The 21088-nt window shown below is 50.2% G+C and carries 18 protein-coding genes; 12 read left to right on the top strand and 6 right to left on the bottom strand.

What is annotated here, in order from left to right; genetic code table 11:
* Nucleotides 1-356 precede the first annotated feature (356 nt).
* The 7 genes from bioB to QQL65_RS12160 are packed head-to-tail and all read left to right on the top strand — an operon-like array spanning nt 357 to nt 6226.
* Entirely contained in the window at nt 357-1445 is a 1089-nt protein-coding gene (gene bioB, locus QQL65_RS12130; protein ID WP_284364907.1) for a biotin synthase BioB, read from the top strand.
* Nucleotides 1442-2599 carry an 8-amino-7-oxononanoate synthase gene (locus QQL65_RS12135; protein WP_284364908.1) on the top strand — a complete coding sequence of 386 codons (1158 nt, stop codon included), beginning with the start codon at nt 1442-1444 and terminating at the stop codon, nt 2597-2599. The genes bioB and QQL65_RS12135 overlap by 4 nt, the downstream gene beginning before the upstream one ends.
* Nucleotides 2592-3224: a dethiobiotin synthase gene (bioD, locus tag QQL65_RS12140; RefSeq protein ID WP_284364911.1), complete on the top strand. Its 633-nt coding sequence runs from the start codon at nt 2592-2594 to the stop codon at nt 3222-3224. Before QQL65_RS12135 ends, bioD begins: the two co-directional genes overlap by 8 nt.
* The gene (gene bioA / locus QQL65_RS12145; RefSeq protein WP_284364915.1) at nt 3221-4504 is read left to right on the top strand and encodes an adenosylmethionine--8-amino-7-oxononanoate transaminase; all 1284 of its coding nucleotides are present in this window, start codon (nt 3221-3223) and stop codon (nt 4502-4504) included. The genes bioD and bioA overlap by 4 nt, the downstream gene beginning before the upstream one ends.
* Nucleotides 4504-5133 (top strand): pimeloyl-ACP methyl esterase BioG family protein, encoded by a 630-nt coding sequence (locus QQL65_RS12150; RefSeq protein WP_284364917.1) that lies wholly within the window; start codon nt 4504-4506, stop codon nt 5131-5133. The genes bioA and QQL65_RS12150 overlap by 1 nt, the downstream gene beginning before the upstream one ends.
* Nucleotides 5123-5908 (top strand): methyltransferase domain-containing protein, encoded by a 786-nt coding sequence (locus QQL65_RS12155; RefSeq protein ID WP_284364918.1) that lies wholly within the window; start codon nt 5123-5125, stop codon nt 5906-5908. The genes QQL65_RS12150 and QQL65_RS12155 overlap by 11 nt, the downstream gene beginning before the upstream one ends.
* Nucleotides 5909-5917: 9 nt before the next feature.
* Entirely contained in the window at nt 5918-6226 is a 309-nt protein-coding gene (locus tag QQL65_RS12160) for a Dabb family protein (RefSeq protein WP_284364919.1), read from the top strand.
* A 5-nt stretch (nt 6227-6231) separates the two neighbouring features.
* On the opposite strand, the gene QQL65_RS12165 is transcribed toward QQL65_RS12160, so the two are convergent.
* Both QQL65_RS12165 and QQL65_RS12170 read right to left on the bottom strand, forming a co-directional pair.
* The gene (locus tag QQL65_RS12165; RefSeq protein ID WP_284364922.1) at nt 6232-7641 is read right to left on the bottom strand and encodes a hypothetical protein; all 1410 of its coding nucleotides are present in this window, start codon (nt 7639-7641) and stop codon (nt 6232-6234) included.
* A 93-nt stretch (nt 7642-7734) separates the two neighbouring features.
* Nucleotides 7735-9048 carry an Hsp70 family protein gene (locus QQL65_RS12170; RefSeq protein WP_284364924.1) on the bottom strand — a complete coding sequence of 438 codons (1314 nt, stop codon included), beginning with the start codon at nt 9046-9048 and terminating at the stop codon, nt 7735-7737.
* A 445-nt stretch (nt 9049-9493) separates the two neighbouring features.
* Between QQL65_RS12170 and QQL65_RS12175 the strand changes: the two genes are divergently transcribed.
* The 3 genes from QQL65_RS12175 to QQL65_RS12185 all read left to right on the top strand — a co-directional run bounded on the left by QQL65_RS12175 (nt 9494) and on the right by QQL65_RS12185 (nt 15680).
* Nucleotides 9494-10633 carry a hypothetical protein gene (locus QQL65_RS12175; protein WP_284364926.1) on the top strand — a complete coding sequence of 380 codons (1140 nt, stop codon included), beginning with the start codon at nt 9494-9496 and terminating at the stop codon, nt 10631-10633.
* Between the two features lie 299 nt (nt 10634-10932).
* Complete coding sequence (locus QQL65_RS12180; RefSeq protein WP_284364929.1) at nt 10933-14844, top strand: OmpA family protein; 3912 nt, start codon at nt 10933-10935, stop codon at nt 14842-14844.
* 170 nt (nt 14845-15014) lie between these two features.
* Nucleotides 15015-15680 (top strand): proton-conducting membrane transporter, encoded by a 666-nt coding sequence (locus QQL65_RS12185; protein ID WP_284364931.1) that lies wholly within the window; start codon nt 15015-15017, stop codon nt 15678-15680.
* A 60-nt stretch (nt 15681-15740) separates the two neighbouring features.
* On the opposite strand, the gene QQL65_RS12190 is transcribed toward QQL65_RS12185, so the two are convergent.
* The 3 genes from QQL65_RS12190 to QQL65_RS12200 all read right to left on the bottom strand — a co-directional run bounded on the left by QQL65_RS12190 (nt 15741) and on the right by QQL65_RS12200 (nt 18949).
* Complete coding sequence (locus QQL65_RS12190) at nt 15741-16664, bottom strand: alpha/beta fold hydrolase (protein ID WP_284364933.1); 924 nt, start codon at nt 16662-16664, stop codon at nt 15741-15743.
* A 61-nt stretch (nt 16665-16725) separates the two neighbouring features.
* Nucleotides 16726-18762 (bottom strand): lytic transglycosylase domain-containing protein, encoded by a 2037-nt coding sequence (locus QQL65_RS12195; protein WP_284364937.1) that lies wholly within the window; start codon nt 18760-18762, stop codon nt 16726-16728.
* Between the two features lie 10 nt (nt 18763-18772).
* A complete protein-coding gene (locus tag QQL65_RS12200; RefSeq protein WP_284364940.1) occupies nt 18773-18949 on the bottom strand; it encodes a hypothetical protein in 177 nt (58 codons plus the stop codon).
* A gap of 91 nt (nt 18950-19040) precedes the next feature.
* On the opposite strand from QQL65_RS12200, the gene dapA reads away from it, so the two are divergent.
* Both dapA and smpB read left to right on the top strand, forming a co-directional pair.
* Nucleotides 19041-19925, top strand: coding sequence for a 4-hydroxy-tetrahydrodipicolinate synthase (dapA, locus tag QQL65_RS12205; protein WP_284364944.1), 885 nt, complete (start codon nt 19041-19043; stop codon nt 19923-19925).
* A 9-nt stretch (nt 19926-19934) separates the two neighbouring features.
* Nucleotides 19935-20417 carry an SsrA-binding protein SmpB gene (gene smpB, locus QQL65_RS12210; protein ID WP_284364947.1) on the top strand — a complete coding sequence of 161 codons (483 nt, stop codon included), beginning with the start codon at nt 19935-19937 and terminating at the stop codon, nt 20415-20417.
* 10 nt (nt 20418-20427) lie between these two features.
* Here the strand turns inward: smpB and QQL65_RS12215 are convergent, their stop codons facing one another.
* Nucleotides 20428-21066, bottom strand: coding sequence for a uracil-DNA glycosylase (locus QQL65_RS12215; protein WP_284364949.1), 639 nt, complete (start codon nt 21064-21066; stop codon nt 20428-20430).
* Between the last annotated feature and the right edge of the window lie 22 nt (nt 21067-21088).

Genomic DNA, 21088 nt, shown 5'->3' on the forward strand with positions numbered 1-21088 from the left:
GCGAATTACATTAGAGACACGCAATTAAAATAGAATATGATTCTTGCAGTGCGTAAACATACGGAAGGTAAGGAATAGACTTTTTGTATTGAAATGCTGGCCCTGCCACCATCACGTGACCATTCTTCTTCAGATCGGCCACCAAAATGATTTTTTTGAAACAAGCTTCGTGCCGCATACCAGAATTGATGAGATGCATTCCCTTGTTCGGCTGAGAAAGTCCAGTATAAGGTAACTATGACTGCGCTTTAACTTTAACGCGGCGAATTGGCCCTTGCGCAAAATTAAAGTTATCTATAAAAAATAGCCACAAGATTTGGTGTGGATCAAAATTATCTATAAAAAGGAGCGTGTCCTTGCAGCTTGAAGATAAAATGCCAGCAGACAATGCGCATACTGATCTCGAAACACCCACGATCACCGTTTACAAGAAAACGGGTGAGGGTGTGAATGCAGATGAGTTCACGCTAGACGGAAAAAAGGTTGATCAAAAATCAGCTGCTCGCGAAGAAGCTGAGCGCATTTACAACCAGCCTTTCATGGATCTGCTTTATCAAGCGCAAACGGTTCACCGCGAAAACTTTGATCCAAACCAGGTTCAGCGCTCAAAGCTATTGTCGATCAAAACAGGCGGCTGTGCAGAAGATTGTGCCTATTGCAGCCAATCTGCGCGTAATGGCTCAAAGCTTTCTGCTTCAAAGCTGATGGAAGTACAGGCCGTACTCGCCGAGGCACAAAAAGCGAAAGAGGGTGGCGCGAGCCGCTACTGCATGGGCGCTGCTTGGCGGTCGCCTAAAGAGCGAGACATGGCGGTACTTGAAGCTATGGTGCAAGGCGTCAAGGAAATGGGCATGGAAACATGCATGACGCTTGGTATGCTCGAAGATGAGCAGATTCATCGCCTTAAAGATGCTGGGTTGGACTACTACAACCACAATATCGATACCTCAGAGCGGTACTACTCAGAGATTATCACGACCCGTACATTTGCGGATCGCATCAGCACGCTAAACCGTGTCCGCGAAGCGGGTATTAAAGTGTGTGCAGGCGGTATCGTTGGCATGGGTGAAAAGCAGATGGATCGCATCGACATGCTTTTGACATTAGCATCTTTGGATGAACACCCAGATTCTGTGCCAATCAATATGCTCATTCCAATGGAAGATACACCATTGGCCGAAGTGCAAAAACTTGATCCGATCGAATTTGTACGCACAATCGCTTTAGCGCGTATTTTGATGCCTAGATCACACGTGCGTTTGTCAGCTGGTCGTACTGATATGACTGATGAGCTGCAGGCCATGTGCTTCTTTGCTGGGGCAAATTCGATTTTTGTTGGCGACACTTTGCTAACCGCAGACAACCCCGATGAAGACAAGGATGCGGTGCTTTTCAATAAGCTTGGCATCACTGCAATGGCTGTAGGTTGCGACGGCAAAAAATGAGTTTGTTTCCCCGCCATCAAGGCGTGTTGGATGCTCTCAAAAACAGAGGGCGATATCGCGAGCTGATTGCGCGAAACGGCTATGATTTTGCCTCAAATGACTATCTTGGTTTGTCTAACGCTCCTTTCATGCGCCAAGCGGCGCACGATGCGCTAGATCGCGGCGTTGGTGTTGGCGCCGGGGGCTCTCGTCTTTTGCGTGGCAACGACCAAGAACATGTGCTGCTGGAACAGGAAGCGGCTGCATTTTTTGGTTCAGAGCGTGCGCTCTTCTTGGGTAACGGGTTCGTCGCCAACATGGCTATATTCTCCACATTACCACAGCTTGGTGATTTGGTTCTTTTCGATAGTTTGATCCATGCTAGCGCCCATGAGGGCATGCGGTTGGGTCGAGCCGACACACAAAGCTTTGCCCACAATGATGTCGCAGAAGCCAAATTGAAAATTGAAAATTGGCGCGCAGAAGGCGGCGAGGGGCGCGTTTGGATTGCTTGCGAAGCCGTTTATTCAATGGATGGCGACAAAGCCCCAGTTGCAGAACTGTATGAGTTGGCACACCAAACTGACGCAACTCTGATTGTTGATGAAGCCCACGCAACGGGCGTCTTCGGCGATAGTGGACGCGGGCTCTCACATCAAATAGCCAATGATCCCAATGTGTTGTGCTTGCACACGTGCGGCAAAGCGCTTGGTGTTTCTGGAGCACTGATTTGTGGAGCGTCGGTGCTAATTGAGACTTTGATCAACAAAGCACGGGGTTTCGTTTTTTCCACGGCACCATCGCCGTTAAATGCGGCACTGGTACGCGCCGCTCTCAATGAGTTGCAAGTTAATCCTGATCGTCAAAACACAGCCCTGGCACAAACCGCGCGGACACATGATCTTGCCAAGGAGATTTGCGGTTTTGAGGGCTTCGAGAGCCAGATTTTGCCCATCATTATCGGTGATGACAAACCAACAATGGCGTTGGCCGCAGCTATGCAAGATAAGGGCTACGATATCCGAGGCGTGCGCCCGCCAACTGTGCCAAAAGGGACTGGAAGGTTGCGTATTTCAATCACATTGAATACGCCGATTGATGTAATCGAGCGGATGCTCCACGACTTGAACGACGAAATGAGTGCGCTTGGTTTGGAGGCAAAGTTCAATGGCTAACCCGATTGTTGTGACTGGCACAGATACTGGAATTGGCAAGACGATCTTTTCCGCAGGGCTTACGCAAGCGTTGGGAGCGACTTATTGGAAGCCGGTGCAAGCAGGTTTGGAAGAAGCGACCGACAGTGAGATTGTCGCTAAGCTTTCAGGGCGGCCCACTTTGCCAGAAACTTATCGCCTGAAAATGCCGGCATCGCCACATTTGGCTGCCGAAGCAGAGCACACCGAGATCGACATACAGCAACTTGAAATACCGCAATGCGAAGGCGTTTTGGTTGTTGAAGGGGCGGGTGGCATCATGGTGCCGCTTAACCGCAAAAAGCTCTATCTTGATATGTTCGCGCATTGGAACGCGCCTGTTGTTCTGTGCGCACGTACACAGCTTGGCACCATCAATCATTCACTGATGTCGATTCATATGTTGCGGCATGCTGGTTGCAAGATTGTCGGCATTGCATTTATCGGTGACGCCGAACCAGAGGTCGAGCAGACCATTTGCGATTTCGGCGAAGTTGCCCGGCTTGGTCGCTTGCCGATGATTGATGATTTGGCCCCAGCGAAACTTTCAACCCGCTTTGCTGAAGCGATTGATCTCAAGCCAATTCAAGAGGCGCTGAAAATATGACGCCACTTGAATTTGACCAAAAGCACCTTTGGCATCCCTATACGAATGTTGAAAAACCCGGCCCCACCTTTCGCGTGAAAGAGGCAGAAGGTGTCTGGCTCACTCTGGATGATGGCAGCAAAATTATCGATGCCATGTCGTCTTGGTGGTGCGCATTGCACGGCCACAAACATCCCAAAATCACGAAAGCTATTCACGATCAGCTCGATATTATGCCTCACGTCATGTTTGGCGGTCTCACGCATGATCCGGCGATTGAACTAGGGGAAAAGCTCTTAGAGATGACGCCAAAGTCGATGCAGCGCATCTTTTATTGCGATAGCGGTTCTGTGTCGGTGGAAGTCGCCATGAAAATGGCGGTGCAATATCAGCATGCATTGGGTTTTCAAGGGCGCAGCAAGTTTGCCACTATCCGGTCGGGCTATCATGGCGATACGTGGAAAGCGATGAGCGTATGTGATCCCGACACGGGTATGCATCATTTGTTCCAAGGCGCGCTGGCGGTTGAGCTTTTTATCAACCGACCACCAATCGCTATTGATGAAGAATGGATTGATGATCCGGCTGCCAATGGACTTGGCGAGTTGCGTGCATTGTTTGAAGCCAATAGCGCGCAAATTGCGGCTTTCATTTTGGAGCCGGTGGTGCAGGGCACCGGCGGGATGTATTTCTATCATCCCGAGTATCTCAATGAGGCGCGCGCACTGTGCGATGAATTTGGTATTTTGCTGATTTTTGATGAGATCGCCACTGGATTTGGCCGCCTGGGCAAACTGTTCGCGACTGACTTTTGCGAAATCGAGCCCGACATCATTTGCTTTGGCAAAGCATTGACCGGCGGTCATATCAGCTTTGCGACCACCATGACCAACGACAAGGTTGCACAAACGATCGGCAATGGTTCGCCTGGCATCTTCATGCACGGCCCAACCTTTATGGCGAACCCGCTCGCTTGTGTTGCCGCGAAAGCCAGTTTGGAGATTTTGGCGCAAGGCAATTGGAAAACTCAAACGGCGGCTATTGCTGAACAATTGAGAACGGATCTCGCTCCTGCAAAATCCTATACCGGGGTCAAAGATGTGCGTGTACTTGGTGGGATTGGCGTAATTGAAATGGATCATACGGTTAGTGCCGACGTGGCCCACGGTTTTGCCAAGGAAAACGGCGTCTACTTGCGCCCATTCAGCAAAAACATCTACACAATGCCGCCATTTATTACGACTCCTGATGAACTGTCGCAAATCACCGCCGCGATGTTGAAATTGGCGAAGGTGCTCTAATGAATTGCCAGTGGATCAAGCAAGACAACAACAAAGATGTCATTGTCGTATTCGGTGGCTGGGCCGTTGGCTTTGCCCCGCTTGCACATTTGCAAGGCGACTATGATATTCTGTTTGTTGACGATTTTCGTTTGCTGGATGCTGAACTGCCACCGCTTGCTCAATATGATCGACGGATCCTTGTGGCATTTTCTTTCGGCGTCGCTGCTTATGCGCACTGGCAGGCGGGCCGCATGGATTGCTTCACCGCCAAAATCGCGATCAATGGTAGCGTGACGCCAGTGGACCGAAAAACCGGTATTCCGCCAGTGATTATGCAAAAAACCATTGATTCACTGGACATAGATAGCCTTCAGATGTTTCTTACCCGCTGTTTCGGAGATGAGCAGCCAAGATTGGAAGCAGATGTGAACGCGCTAAAGGACGAACTACTGGCGGTGCAACAACGCGGAAACGGGCCTCTGGTTGTCTTCGATAAGGCTATTCTGAGCGACAAAGACCGCATATTTATGTCGGCCAATTTGCTACGTGCATTTGAGGGTACATCGACACTGATCAAAACCATCAATGGGTCGCACATTCCGTTTGCCGCATGGACTCGTTGGGAAGAGATTGTGGATGCTGTATAAAGTGGAAAAGCCAGTAATCGACGACAATCGAATTGCAGCGTGTTTTCGCCGTGGTCTTGACAGCTATGACCAAAGCGCAAGCGTTCAGTCGCAGGTCGCTTGGCAGTTGGCAGAACTCTTACAGCAATTGTGTGGCGCGCAGACATTTTCCCGCATTTTCGAATTTGGTTGCGGCACCGGAGGGCTGACAAAGCACTTAGCGGAAAAGTTTCAGTTTGAAAATTTTGTGGCTAATGATCTGGTTCCCGAATGCGGTGCACAAATTCGTGACGTAATACGCGAGGCGACTTTTGTTCCCGGCGCTGCGCAACATATTGAACTTCCAGATAAACTGGACTTGGTCGCATCTAGTTCCGCAATTCAATGGATTCCAAGTTTAGATGAGTTTGTTCCGCGTTTGGCAAGCAAACTAAATGTCGGCGGTTGGCTCGCCTTGTCAGGCTTTGGCTCCCAGCACTTTCACCAATTGCAATCGCTTGGATCGCGGGCTGGTGCACCAAGCTATACAAGTGAAACTGATTTATCGAGCATGTTGCCTAGTTACATGGAAATCAAACTCGTCAGTTCAGCGGAAATTACGCTGGAATTTGATGCCCTTGCGCCAATGTTGCGACATTTGCGCGACACTGGTGTGAATGGTCGTGCAGATGGACAACTGACCAAAGCTAACTTCGCCCAGTTCGAAAAAGACTATTTTGATCGATTTGCTGCCAACGGAATAATCCCGCTGACCTATCAGCCAGTTTGGTTGGTGGCGCAACGTATTGCGGACTAGGACAAGCGCGTGATCAGACATTGTGTTTTTTGCAAGTTCAAGGATGATGTTTCCCCATCAGAACGAATTCGCCTAGTCGATTCATTCAAAGTTTTGGTAGGGCAGGTGGACGGTTTGAGCAGCTTTGTCTCTGGCACCAATCTCGATTTTGAAGAAAAAAGTGCTGAGTTTACGCATGGATTCATTGTCGAGTTTGAAGACAAAGAATCTGTGCAACGCTATGCTGAACATCCGGTTCACCAAAAACTAGGTGCTGAATTGGTCGCCAATTGCGAAGGCGGATCAGCTGGAATTATCGTTTTTGATTTGCAGGTTTAAGCCGCTCAGGCACTGTGCGGCCCGCAAACGAGGGCGCGTCGAACACCCGGCGCAAGAGCGTCCAAGCCATCAATAAGCATTTCCTTCTTTGCAATCACATCAACGATTTGCCCAGAATACGTAATTGCGGTTTCGCGCATCATACCGAGCATTGGCCAGCCCCAAAGGGCCGAAATTGTAACGCCGCTTTGTACGAAATGCGGTTCGGTCAGAAATGTGCAAGAAAGAACGGGTTCGATCGGCGAACGGTTGGTTGGGCTGCCGCCCACAAGGTCAATTACCACGGAGCCATCAGGAATGTGCGTTTGCAAATGCTCGTTTGTGACCAAATAATTGCGACCTCTTAAATGCACGGGTTGGTCAGCGCCATTTACAATCAGGTCCACATTATTCAGCCAGTACTCGATGCGGCCAGATTTGGTATGGGTTTGCCCCAATACAATTATCTCACGAACGCCTTGGTCCGAGAGCTCGCGCATAGCACCTTGAGCAACGTTGCCATAGCCAAGAATAACCGCTTTGGCATTCTTTTTGTCCAAGTCAGGTTTGTTTTGTTTTAAGAGCTCCAAGCCATAGCGAGCACCTGCTTGACCGGTTTGGTGGAGGCACTGAATACGACGAAGACCGAACGGAAGTGGTGGATGGCTTTCCCGCCAAGATTCCACTGCCATTGCGCCACTTGTTTGTTCGTAAGCTGATAAATCAAACAAGTGTGCGCCAGAATTTTGCAAATGCGCAAGCATTTCAGCACCAATGCCGTCTTCACCATCGTAGAAATAAAGCGATGAAGGACCGCTTTCATCCAGATGCTCAACCGAGGTGTCTTTTTGAATCACCTTGAGCGATCTCGGGTCGCGGTTTCCCGCCCGCCGAATAGCAGCAAGCGTTCTTTGTGACCATTGAACAACGCGAACGTTCAAACCGCCAATCGTATTGTTGTGAAGAAACGGCTGCAAAGCCGTCGCCATTGCAGTCCTAGCAATGATCGATTGATCGGTTTCGACTTTTGGTGCTTCAACAATCTCTTCCATCGCGATGACATTGATCTTGTGTTCCTCCAAAATCCGCGCGCGATCGGGGAAGGAGCCAAAATGGGCCATACACAAAAGAGTGCAGCCCGGGCGCATCGCTGCTATGGAAGCAAGGGAAGGGCCTTTAAATTTTATGATCAAGTCTTTGTCTTTGTAGATGTTGCCTGCAGATTGTAGAGTTGCGCCCGCGTCCACATATTCTTGGTCCGAAAACCCAACGCCGAGACCAGCACCTTCTTCAACAAAGACCTCGGCACCCGTATTCAAAAGTGTGGGGATGTCGCTCGGGACAACAGCTACGCGTTTTTCAAGCCCGCCGGGATTTTCAGGAGATTCGATTTCCCGAACGATGGCAATTGTGCGGAAGCGGCTGTGACCTGACATGTGCGAACTCCAAAACGGCGGTGGGATACCCAACTTAGTTCGTTCAACCTAACAAGTTCGCCCGTCGAGGCAAGTTCAAACGAATGCCGTGTGCTAGATTGTGTTGGACGCCAGCCATGGTGAAATATCTCGCTCCTGCCCAATAAGGGCCAAACCAATCGCAACAGACTGAAACTGATTGCCACTAGCCAATTTTGCTCGTCCAAATCTTTGCTCAAATATTCTCTGCACGGCAGGGATGAACGAGCTTCCGCCGGTTAGAAACACATTGTCGATTTCGCCTGCGCGACAATTCGTGTTTTGCAGCAATTGGTCCACCGTTTCCCCAATTTGAACCAAATCCGGCGCAATCCAATTGTTGAAATCATCGACATTCAATGTGTCGCCAACATCAATGCCACCCAGTTTCAGTTCAAACGTGGCACTCTCGCATGAGGATAATTGCGCTTTTGCGGCGGAAACCGCCCGATAAATATCAAATCCTCGATCATCAACGATTGTCTCAATCAAGGCTTCAACCTGTTCGGGCTCCGTGGCGCTCTTCGCTAAATTATGCAACTCGCGCAATGTTTGCGGGTTTTTCAGCAGCGCCAACTGATGCCACTTCGCAAATTGAGCATAATAATGCTTGGGCATCTCAAGGAATTTGTTGAATGATTTGTATTGTCCATATTTACCCAGCTTTGGGGAGATGACGGCGTCGATAATTCTATAGTCAAAGCGGTCCCCGGCAATGCCTAAGCCTGAATATCCCACAGGATGGGCGACGGTCTTTCCGTCTCTCTTTTCGAAGTGGACAATAGAAAAGTCGCTTGTGCCGCCGCCAAAATCGCCAACGAGTACCGTTGCATCCTTTTTAAGCCGCTGCGCATAACTATAGGCCGCGCCAACAGGTTCATATACGTGCTGCGGTTTTGAGAAACCCGCCTGTGCGTAGGCGCGTTCATATCTCTCTGTGGCTAATTGATTATCGGGTTTGCTGCCCACGAACGCTACCGGGCGACCAGAAACGAACTGCTTTGGCATTTGCTTCAATTCTGTGCCAGCTTCTTTTATTGCGCATTGAAGAAACGCTGACATAAGGTTTTCATATTTGTAGGATTGACCAAATATGCGTGTTTCTTCAAATAGGTGACTTGCCGCATGGCTTTTGATGGACTGGATAAAGCGCACATCGTTCGCGCTGGTCAAATATGTATCAATCGCTTCGATGCCACCTGATACTTCTGTACGCGCTGTTGAACCAGATTCATCACGTTGGAAACATAGAACAGAGCGGTAGACGTCGCTCGCCGCGTCTCCTGTACCGAACTTGATGCTTCTCACAGCGCCTGTTGAACCGGCGAAAGCCACTACAGTGTTGGTCGTGCCGAAATCGACACCCATCGAAAAGTTTGCGTCAGGCATTGACTTGTCCAAATTCTAAAACGTGCAAAGAACAATAGTGCGGCGGGAGGGCGTAGATGCCCCAACTGGGCGTCTTGGTCAACAGCGAAAACGAAACTTGTAAGGCAGTGCCGCGGCGGACTAGGATTAACGCATCGATAATGGATTTGTGAGTTCGCGCAAATTGCTAGGCAAATTTTACCGCCATTAATCATGTAGGGTGCGCCAATCGCTCAATCTGTGTTGAAAATGCAACAGCACTCCATCAAGCGTATTTCGCATGCACATCTTCGCTTGAATGTTCGGGGCGTATCAGTAATTTGGCTAATGCGAAACCATGCATGGATTCGTTTGTCGGTCGCAAACGCGACGTCAAACACACCAAACAATAAGTGTGGTCACGTTTCGACAAACAGCCGGTAACAACCGGTCCAAAACAACTAACTGATTTTTGGAGGTCAGTATTATGACAATTAAGAGCCTACTTCTTGGTTCAGCAGCAGTTCTTGCTCTTGGCACATCAGCACAAGCAGCAGACCCAATCGCTGTAGCACTTGACACATGTGATCTATTGAACATCACAGGTCTTACAATTTCTTCTGAAAGCAACTGCTTGGCGTTTTCTGGCGAAGTTTCTTATGCTTGGAAATATGGTAACTACGACCTAGACACCGTTACTGCTGGCACGCAAAACACAACTTCTGACGTTGCTTGGGAATTGACTGCAACTGCTACAGCAGACAGCGATTTCGGCCCAGCTTTCGCTACTTTCACTCTTGAAGGTGCAAGCACAGATTCAGGCGCTGGCGCGGTTGATACAATCGGCTTCGGTGACGCATATGTTGGTATCGGTGACGCTGCTTCAACAGTTATCTATGCTGGTAAAAAAGGCACAATCGGCAACACAGACGACGGCGAAACTTTGACAGCTGTTTTCTCTGTTGAGCTTAGCGATGCACTTGGCGGCAATGTTGGCGGTCACGTTATCCAATTGCAATCAAGCCTTGGTGACGGCGTAACTGCTGGTATCGGTTTTGAAGATCTTGACACAACAAACAATGCTACTTTGGTTGGCACTGTTGCTGTTTCACAAGATTGGGGTACTGCGCACGCAACAGTAGCATTTGACGACGTTCTTTTGGGCGGCGGCGCATGGGACTTGCACACTGGCGGTTCTATTAATGCAGATAACCTAACATTCCAAGCTGCGTTCATCACGAACGAAGCTTCTGCTTGGCAAGCTGTTCTTTCTGCTTCAGCAGAATTCGACATGTTCACATTGGCAGCTGGCTTGAATCTTGAGCCTGCAAGCATGTGGGACTTCGCGATTTCTGGCGTAGCAGCAATCGACGACAACACAACATTGACAGCCGGTTTCACAGTTAACGAAGCTTCTGCTTGGTCAGCACGTGTTGAAGGTGAGTTCGGTGTATCTGATACATTGACTGCAGACGCTGGTGTAACATTCACAAGCGCAAGCACATCTACATTCGACGCTGGTCTTACATGGGCACCAGGTGGTGGTTATGAAGCAAGCGTTGGTGTTGAAGCTGCAAGCTCAGGCGATTACAGCATCTCAACAAGCTTCGAAAAAGCTTTCGAATAGTCCTAACGGTCTAATCGAACTTTCTTTGGAAGGCCCGGCATTTGCTGGGCCTTTCTTCGTTTTGCGCCAATTGCGCTGAGCTGTAGGTCCGGTTTTGGATGCACGATCAGTTAAATTGTTAACAGCTGCGACATATTCCAAAAAAACACTGGAACTCACAGCGTTTCTGCTTAAACTTTTGCAAAACAAATGCTTTGGTCGAACAATGTGGGCGGCGGATGACGACCAGGGCATGTTAAAGACAGTCTGTTTGTGATCGTTTTCATTCATTGCGTGCCCTTATTGGAGTAGCTTGCCAGATGGGATTTCTTAGTCGCGTAAAGTGGGTCAATATTTTTGGCGCAGCAATTGTTGTTGCTGGATTGGGGGCACCTTTTGCCGTTTGGCAAAATCAGCTGAATGTCGAGAACACATTAAGAGCCCAAGTTCAGAAGGATCTATCCGACTTTGGCCATGGCTGGGCAGACGTGGAAGTTGACGGTCGGTCGATCTCGGCCTCTGGGCTTGCCACAAGCGCTTCACAGATTGAAGATGCTCGGGAAGTGCTTGCGCGTATCAATATCGCGAGTGAGTTCACGTTGGACGCCGAGCTTGCACCCAAACTTGAGCCATTTAGCCTAAAGCTTTCAAAAGACTCCAAAAATCGTTCCATGGTTGGCGGTATGCCAACTCAAGCGTTGATCGCACAAACCACTAAGTGGTTTGGTGATGGGGAAATCGATCTGAAACTTGCATCAGGCAGCCCAGCGCCAAATGACTGGCGTGACGCATCTGAATTTGCCATCAGATTGCTTCAGCACTTTGATCAAGGCACTGTCGATGTGAATGGCTTGGAGGTCTCGTTTGATGGTCGAGCAAAAGATCACGAGGCGCTGCATACACTCGATGTGGTTTTCGGCGCAGGGTTTCCGGACAATTTGAAACGCGGAACGGGCAACATTATTGCACCGCTTGTTTCTCCTTATGTGCTCTCCTTGACAAAAAGTGACGAAAACATGCTTGTCGCCAATGGCAACGTTGCTGCGAAGGAAATAGCCGCCGAACTTGGAAACAAAGGCTTTGCTGCAGAAATGTTGCGTGTCAGCTCAGGTGAGCCTGAAGGGTTCTCAAATGCAATTACCGCACTGGTCGATGTGTTGTTGGCGTTAAAGACCGGGCAGGTGGAGATCTCAGATGAGACAATAAAAATCAATGGCGTCGCGCAAGCCTTTGCTGATTTTGACAAGGCGAACGCGCTGCCTGACCAATTGAATGCTTTTAAAGTGGCGCTTCAGCTAGAGCGCCCAACGGTTAAGCCATTCACACTTAAGTTTGAATTGGTTGATGATCAACTCGTCATTGCTGGCTATGTGCCTTCTGACGAAGAAGCTGACAAAATTCAAACACTTGCGGATCAAGTGAGTGTTGAAAATGTGCGGGTGGCCAATGGCGCGCCCGAAAAGTTTGGCGCAGCAATTGATGCGGTCGCTTTGGCGCTAAGTCACTTGCAAAATGGCGCGTCCGCAGCGATTGAAGACGACAAGATCATCGTCCAAGGACAGGCAATATCACCACAGGACTTCCTGGCTTTACAGGCGGAGTTCGGGCAGAACATTCCCGACGGCTATGATCTGGCGGTTGCCAATATCGAATTGCCAACAATTTCGCCCTATCAATGGTCTTTGGAAAAAGAAAATGAAGGCCGCGTTCGCTTGGCGGGTTACACGCCGTCACAAGAGCTAACCAGTGAAATCTTAAATGCGATCACCGCGCCTGAGATAGTAAACGAATTGCTGCCTGCCGCTGGGCAGCCAGAAGGTTTCGCTGAAATAACGTTGGCCAGTGCTTCTGCTTCGAATTTCATGGTCGAAGGTCAGATTGGTTTCAATGAAGGCGGTTGGGCGATTGATGCGAAAACTGCCAACAAAGATCAACAAAACAGTCTCTTACAAGAGTTTTCTGACAAACAGATTCAAATTGATGGCTGGCAAAGTGCGCAGTTTACGGTGTTGCCGCCACCAGTTGCTGATCCCTATCTATTTGAAGCAAAGATTGAAAATGGCGAGCTGACTTTTGCGGGCAACGTTCGCAGCGAGGAAACTCAGCTGCTGCTCACCGGAATGGGCCAGTCAGATGTTAGTTTGGCTAGCGGCGAGCCGGAAGGCTTTGAAGAAGCGGTGAATGTTGGTATTTCGGCGCTGCAGCGTCTTGAAATAGGCAGTTTCAAATTCAACGGCGAGAATTGGGAGCTAACAGGTACAGCCGCACATCAAGATGACGTTGATGCGATCATGGGGGACCTTGGTGAGTATGCGCTGCCAAGCAATGGATGGCAATTTGACCTAGATGCAAAGATTGTACCCATCGTTCCATATTTGTGGTCTGCGGAAAAATCCGAAGACGGCACCTTGCTGCAATCGGGGTATGTACCAAATGAGCAGGTGTTACAACAGCTTAGCGAAACCCAAGGAAATACAGATAATTTGAAAATCGGGTTGGGTGCTCCTGAAGGCTTTGGCGATCAAGCGGTCGCAGCACTGCAAGCTCTTGACCTACTTCAGGCGGGGCGCGCAAGCCTTTCGGGCGAAGTCTGGACGCTTCTTGGCAGTGCCAAGTCGGACGAAGCAATTGCGCAGATTACTGAGACTTTGGCGCCGTTTGGCTCCTCATTCCGGCTCGACTTGCATGTTGTTTTGCCGATTGACCAACTCACTTTGTCCGCAACTAAGACTGAGGATGGTCTATTTGTTTATGACGGGTTTTTGGCCGATGATTTGGTTTGGTCTCGAGATGGTGACAAGCTTTCACTCGTTGGTGCGCAGCCAGCAAGCCGCGAAGCTTTCCTAGCGCGTACCGAGCGTGGACTGGGCATATTGGCAATGCTGGACGAAGGCACACTGCAATTTGATGGCGAAAATTGGAAAATAGCCGGAATTGCTCCGGACAAAGCGGTTGAAACCGTGATTGGCCAAATGCTTTCAGACGATAGTGAGCCGGAATGGCAAGTTAGCCTGCAAAATGCGGCGGATATCGCTGAAGCCGAAGAGCAAGCACGACTAGAAGCGGAAGCAAAAGCCAAAGCGGAAGCCGAAGAGCAAGCGCGGCTAGAAGCGGAAGCCAAAGCTAAAGCCGAAGCTGAAGAAAAAGCGCGGCTAGAGGCGGAAGCCAAAGCGGAAGCCGAAGAAAAAGCTCGGCTAGAAGCGGAAGCAAAAGCCAAAGCGGAAGCCGAAGAGCAAGCGCGGTTAGAGGCTGAGGCAAAAGCTAAAGCGGAAGCCGAAGAACAGGCGCGGCTAGAGGCCGAGGCAAAAGCTAAAGCTGAAGAACAGGCACGACTAGAAGCGGAAGCAAAAGCCAAAGCGGAAGCTGAGGAACAAGCGCGGCTAGAGGCGCAAGCAAAGGCCAAGGCTGAAGCTGAAGAACAAGCACGCCTAGAAGCGGAAGCAAAAGCCAAAGCGGAAGCTGAGGAACAAGCGCGGCTAGAGGCGGAAGCAAAAGCCAAGGCTGAAGCTGATGCGCTAAAAAATGCGTTTTCTTGGACCATCAAGAAGGAAGATGGGGCGCTTTCAATGAATGGTAATACGCCAGACGCTGGCGTGCGCTATAGCTTGCAACTTGCTACCGGCATTGCTGATGTTTCGTCCCTATCCATCGGTGAGGGGGCACCAGACAGGTTCGCCGCTTCGGCTTTGTCAGCGATTGAGGCGCTTGGTCATCTGCCGCAAGGTGCAGCCCGGTTGGAAGCAGGAACGTGGATATTTGAAGGCAGCGCGCCAGATTTTGTCGCTCGCGATCGTGCCATTGCGGCGCTTGCGCTTGCACCAAATGACTGGCAGATCGAAATCACAACACCGCCTGCTTGGGTGATTTGTGAAGAAGTCATTGTTGATTTGCTGAAACAAAGCTCAATTGAGTTCCAGAGCGGCAGCACAAATCTAAACGAGACTTCTCTTGCTGTACTGTCAGATATTGCTGCGCAACTTAGCTTGTGCCCTGAGGCCGTTGTTGAGGTTGAAGGACACACTGACGCGGACGGTCCAGCGGATGCAAATCTAACGCTTTCGGTGTTGCGTGCCGAACGTGTGGTGGATCAATTGATCGAGCTAGGCGTTGACCCAACACGACTATTTGCGGTTGGGTATGGAGAGACTTTGCCAATTGCAACAAACGATACGCGTGCTGGCAAAAAACAGAACCGGCGCATTGTATTTGCAGTGCGCTCTGCTCTGGAGTAGGCTTCGGCCAATAATTGGAGGAAACTATGTTTTTTGAAACAATCGGATTTCTGATTTCGCAATATTGGCTCTATTTGACCATTGCTTTGGTCATTGGCATCCTAACTGGATGGATGAGCTACGCTGGCGAAAACCAAAAGTAAGCGCACGTTAGTCAAAGGGGAATTGGAATGAATACACCGCATCTGATTGAGATCGCGCTATTAATGCTTGCAGCATTTCTGATTGGTTGCCTGATCGGTTATTTCTTGCGACGCATGATAAGTGCAGACGCGCCGGCGCCAGCTGCTGCCCAAAGTGAGGCGAGCACTAGCGCACCTTCCGCTGCTGCTTCAACAACGACTGCAGAAACGTCGAAAGCAGAAGCTGCGCCAAAAGCATCCGTTGCTGAGAAGGCACCAGCGAAAACAACAGCTTCAACTTCGGCAGCCAAGAAACCGGCAGCCAAAAAAACAGCAGCAACAAAGCCAGCGGCCAAAAAGCCGGCTGCGAGTAAGCCAGCCGCAGCTAAAAAGCCCGCAGCGAAATCTGCCGCTGCAGCTAAACCAGCTGCAGCAAAGAAAGCGCCTGCGAAAAAAGCCGCAGCCGCTGGCGATGGCAAACCAGCAACGCTTTCGGGGCCAAGAGATGGCAAAAAAGATGATTTGAAGAACATCAAGGGCATTGGGCCAAAGATTGAGGGAATCCTCAACGGCATGGGTATCTACCACTTCGATCAGGTCGCCTCTTGGGGCAGGAAAGAAGTTAAGTGGGTTGATGAAGAACTTTCGTTCAAAGGTCGCATTGACCGCGAAAAGTGGATCGCCCAAGCTAAAAAGCTAGCAAAAGACAGCTAACTGACTGAAAAAGCAAATTGAACTGAGGGGCTGGCAAACAGGGTTTGCCGGCCCTTTGTCTTAGCTGAGCAAATTTTTGTTGATGTGCATGACAAATTCAGCGATTGCACCCATTTCTTCTGCGTGTTCCAGAAGAGCGGGCGATCCTTCACCCTCTATTTCAAGTGAAATAGCATCAGGGCGACGGTTCAACATGCGTTGATAGACATCGGCACGCATTAAATCAGTATTCCGCGTTCGCATCAGCAGCATGGGCACTTGGCTCAAGCTATCAAACATTTCCCAGTTCGCGTTGAGCACATCATCATTGTCAAACGCTTCCAACCGTTCCATCAATCGCCAATCAAATCGGGGTTCTAATCGACGCCGTTTTTTGTTCCACCCGTGCGTTCTACCGCCAATACTATCTAGCTTTCCTGCGCCCAATGCAGGGTAGTCGGCACTCAGGATTTGACGAACTGCGAGCAACGCGTCTTCTTGATTGCGGATTTTGGATAGGAATTTGAGGTTATTGCGAAGTCGCACCAACCCCTGTGCGCTAATCAATGCTCCAGCATCACACATGATCGCAGCGCCAACAAGGGTAGGGGTTTTGGACCCGATTGCCATGATCACATTGCCACCGTGGGATTGCCCAAACCAAATCGCTTTGTGGATGCCCAAGGCTCGGCACATCTCGGCCATGTCAGACGCATCATCAAGCGTCGAGTAATCTTCGGCTTTTGGTGCATGCGAGGCAAGGCCGCGCCCTAACAGGTCAACCCGCACAATTGGCCAATTCTTTGCTGAGAATTCCGAGAATTTGTCTGCAAAAGCAAAGAAGTCGCTCATGTTGCGATGATAGCCAGCAAGGCAAACTATCGGAAGGCGGGTTGCATCATCAAAGTCGCCAGATAAGCGCACCGCAATTTGGCGCGCGCCGTTGCGCACGCTGATCATCCGTGCGGGTGTTTTCTCTTGGCGAAGTGAAAGGTCAAGGTCCATACCAACCGCTATACCAACAATGAACCGCAATGAATAGTCGTTGGCATTCCTTGCATTTCAACTATTCGATGCGACGTAGATATTTGGCCATCTGCAGGCGATTGTCGCCCAATCGTAGTTTGTAAATCTGGTAGTTCGCCAAAACCTTTTGCACGTAGCCACGCGTCTCTGTGAACGGGATTAGCTCGATCCAGACGACGGGATCGATGTTGCTCTCCCGAGGGTCACCATAGGTCTTGATCCATTTGTTCACATTACCGCCGCCTGCATTATAAGCGGCGGCAGCGAGCACGAGCGATCCATCATAGCGCTCAAGTTGAGCCTTTAGATATGTGGAGCCAAGTAGAGCGTTGTATGCCGGATCAGAAGTCAGTTTTGATGGCGAATATGAAATGCCCAGTTTGCCTGCGGTTTCTTTCGCGGTGCCAGGCATCAACTGCATCAAGCCTCGTGCACCTGCGTGACTGACCGCTGTGCTTCTGAAGCGGCTTTCCTGCCGCGCAACCGCATAAACGGCCGCATTGTCTACGTCCGCCAGCTTGTGACGCGGTAGCCCGTCCTTCGGGAACGCAAACAAATCCAAACCAACACCTCGACTATTGGCCACATCAGACATCAAAATGGCTAGGTCATGTGCGCCAATATCTTGCGCCAAACGTGCGGTGAGCAGCATTTCGCCTGCATCCTTCACTTGATAGATCAAGCGAATATTGAGCGGTCGCGCAAAATCATTTGCCTTGTTGGCTTCGAACAGGCGAATTGCCCGCACAATTTCACGTTGGTTAAACGCTGCTTCGCTCTGCTGCCAGCTTGGCAAACCGCGAAGCGAAATTGTCTTTTTGCCCAAGCGAACCATGGCCAACTGGCCGTAATAATATTGATTGAAAAGCGCAGCTTGGCTGAAATGTGCGTTTGCTTTGCCGCCATCACCAAGTGCTGTGTATGCTCGGCCCAGCCAATAATGCGCTTTTGATACACTCGAAGGCAATGTCGACATGCTGGACATTTTCTCAAAATGTTTCAAAGCAACGCTTGGCTTGTTCAAAAACTCCAATGCAATCCAACCGGCATGGAAATTAGAATCAACCAGGCGCCCTTCAGGTCCACTAGTATAGCCCGCTGCTGCTTGGTATGCAGTCGACGCCTTGCCATACGCCAAAAGCTTGCGCGTTAGCGTACGCCGCTCGTACCACCACATGTGAGCTTCCGGCAAGGTGCCGGATGCTTTGTTCAATTCGGCGACCGCAGCACTTATCGCGCCGCTGTCGCTCAACCTTTGCGCGTTGGCGAAGTAGAATAGCGGATGATTTCGATAAGCGGGGTCCACGCGATCTAGTAAAGAAGCCGCATTGCCTTGTTTGCGAGAAACCGCAACGCGCGCCACAACCAAACTGCGTTGGGCAGGCGACAGGTAATCCATCAGCCTCTCAGCGCCACTTGCGCGATCATGCATGAGCAAACGCACCGCACGTGCCCAATGGTCGTCGCGTGTAAGCTGTCGCCCGTAACGAGCAAGAAGATCAGCTTCTTCTGTCCGGGTCAGGAAATTATTGATCCAAACCGATTTGATTATCCGACCGGCACGCTCGACTTGGCCGTCTTTGACATAAGCGTCCGCCAATGCAATCTGCGCGTCTAACGTATATGGCATCTGCCCGCCGAGCAGAGAAATCACCGTGTCAGCGTCGGCCGAGACGTCTGCGAGCGCTTGTTCCATGCGGGTTTTGTAGGTTTTTGCCGTGGCGAAATGCGGTGCGTCTGCTTGAAAGCGCAAAACCGTATTGTGGTCGATCTCACCCTTGCCGAAGTAAATGGCGGCCCACTGGATTGCACGGCGTTCGACGTCGCTGTCGATGCTACGAGCAGCAGCATATGCGTTTGCGTAATCACCTTTTTTTAATGCGGCGAGGGCGTTCTGAAAGCGTTGGCTGCCTTTTTTGCTTGTGGTCTGACTGCCACTGCCAATGGAGTTGGTAACCGTATTGTCGATTTGCTGCTGCGCATAAGCGCCAAGATTTGGGGCAAGCACAATTGCACAACCTGCAATGGCGATTGCGCGCAACATTGGCTTGAACTGAAGTGGGCGAATAGCTGGCATCTTTTGATCCCTAAAGTGTACGCAATACAAATTCACTGGCCACGCAGCCCCCGTCGCGCGGCACAAGCGTTGAACATAATTCATTAAGGTGAATGATCGGTTTAGGGTTTGCCAAAAACCGCACCATTTTCGCACCCGCCGGCTTGTCGCCGTAATCGTCAGCGATTATGTTCAACAACTTCGGCACATTCAGGTTCAAATTGCGGAAAATATTTGACCTTTTGGCGACAACATGTTGTCAACAGTGCGTATTGATTTGAGTGAGAAGGGAAACGACGATGTTTCGTGGTTCTATTACAGCGTTGATCACGCCATTTCGCGATGGTGCGGTTGATGAATCTGCTTTTTCCCGGTTCGTAGATTGGCAAATAAGTGAAGGAACAAAGGGTTTGGTGCCAGTAGGCACAACCGGTGAATCCCCAACTGTTAGCCACGCCGAACATGAACGGGTTATCGAGATCTGTGTAGAGACTGCAAACAAACGGGTGCCGGTGATCGCCGGCGCTGGGTCCAATTCCACTGAAGAAGCTATCGGCTTTGCAAAATTTGCACAGCAAGTTGGCGCCGACGCCATTTTGTCGGTTTCACCTTACTATAACAAACCAAACCAAGACGGTTTGTTTGCGCACTTTTCAGCCATTGCCAATGCAACGGACCTGCCTGTGTTTTTGTATAACATCCCGGGCCGTTCGATCGTTGATATCAACATCGACACAATGGTGCGCTTGCGCAAAGCTTGTCCGAATATCGTAGGCGTGAAAGATGCGACAGCAGACATGGCGCGCATGTCTTTGCAACGTCACTATTTGGATGATGACTTCATCCATCTATCTGGCGAAGATATCTCCGCGCTTGGCTACAACGCGCATGGCGGGCAGGGGTGCATTTCGGTGACCTCAAACATTGCACCGCGACTTTGCAACGAGATGCAAGAAGCAAGTCTCGCTGGCGATTTTGCAAAAGCGCTTTCAATTCAGGACAAGTTGGCACCACTTCACACGGCACTATTCAAAGATCCAAACCCTGTGCCTGTGAAGTATGTCGCTTCACGTCTAGGACTTTGCGAAGCAGATGTGCGTTTGCCGCTTGCGCCAATTTCTGACAGCACCAAAGCTGCCGTTGATGCAGCGCTTGAACATGCGGGGCTCGTCAACAAGGCGTAATCGAAACCAATGGCGGCAAAGAAGAAAAAAGATAAAGCAATATCAGGTCTGGTGGCTGAAAACCGCCGGGCCCGCTTTGACTATGAAATTCTTGATACGATGGAAGCCGGAATCGTGCTCACGGGCACCGAGGTGAAGTCTTTGCGCAATGGCAAGGCACAAATCACCGAAAGCTACGCCGCACCTGAAGAGGGTGAGATTTGGCTGATCAACGCCCACATTCCGGAATATTTGCAAGCCAACCGTTTCAATCACTTTGAACGGCGCAAACGCAAACTGTTGCTTTCAAAGCGTGAAATTGGCCGTTTGATGGGCGCCGTTGAAAAGCATGGCAACACCATTGTGCCGCTTAAGCTCTATTTCAATGATCGCGGTATGGCGAAGCTCTTAATTGGTTTGGCAAAGGGTAAGAAGACCCACGACAAGCGTCAGACCGAGCGCGATCGTGATTGGGCGCGGCAAAAGTCCCGCCTGATGAAAGATCACGGCTAGGATCTTTCTGTTACTTGCCGACAATCTCGCGCACCCGCGCAAAAATGTCCTCAAACATTTGCTCGGTCAGTCGACCCGTATTGGTGTTGTATCGCGAGCAATGATAGCTATCGATAAGCGTCGTGCCATTGGGCAATTGATGCTCGTTGCCATGTCCGAACGGTAGATCTTTCTTTTTGACATCGAACAAGGTCAAAAAGGAGTTGTGCGCGATGCCGCCAAGGGCAACGACGCATTGAACTGATGTGGTCTGTTCAACCGTTGCTCGCAAAAATGGGCGACAATTGTTGATCTCAGCGCCAATTGGCTTGTTTTCCGGCGGCACACAGCGCACCGCATTGACGATAATAGCGTCAGTCAGTTCCAAGCCATCTTCACGCGACTTACCGTAATTGCCTTTGGCAAAATCAAACTTCACAAGCGTTTGATACAAGAGGTCGCCAGCCCAGTCGCCTGTAAATGGGCGGCCTGTGCGGTTCGCTCCCTTTAGTCCGGGAGCAAGGCCAACAATCATCAAACGAGGTGAGGGCGCACTCCAGTTGGGAACCGGAGCGTTGTGCCAGTCTGGGTATTTTTGACGTGCGTCTTCAAGATACGAAACTAGCCGTGGGCATAAGGGGCAGTCCAGTGGCGGATTCGTATCTTGCAACGTGTTTACTCGACCTGAATTA

The organism is Maritalea porphyrae, assembly GCF_030159895.1.
GTDB lineage: Bacteria > Pseudomonadota > Alphaproteobacteria > Rhizobiales > Devosiaceae > Maritalea > Maritalea porphyrae.